This is a genomic window from Adlercreutzia sp. DFI.6.23, from assembly GCF_024462535.1.
GTDB lineage: Bacteria > Actinomycetota > Coriobacteriia > Coriobacteriales > Eggerthellaceae > Adlercreutzia > Adlercreutzia rubneri.
Map to the genome: position 1 here is coordinate 1 of NZ_JANGBP010000601.1, position 296 is coordinate 296.

The 296-nt window shown below is 67.9% G+C and carries 1 protein-coding gene; it reads right to left on the reverse strand.

The window, feature by feature from the left end; translation table 11 throughout:
- Window positions 1–296 (reverse strand): glycosyltransferase (locus NE591_RS14730; protein WP_256157044.1); only part of this gene is annotated, 296 nt, incomplete at both ends.

Sequence of the window (296 nt, forward strand, 5' to 3'; positions counted from 1 at the left end):
ATGAAATCATCCTCGGCAAGGTCGAACATCGCCCGGCCCGCGGCGCGATCGGCCTCGATGACCGAACGGCGCACGGGATTGCCCATCACGGTGACCGGCGCGGTGGCGCCCAGGCTCTCCGCCGAGCACTCGTAGGTCACGCAGACGGCGTCGGCCCGCCGGGCCAGATACTTGTTTGTCATACCCGCCACGGAATTCTGCTCGTGCAGCACCACGGGCACGCCGGTCTTCTCGGCCGCTCGGGCCACGGGAATGCACACGTACCCGCCGAAGCCCACGACGACGTCGGGCTTGAT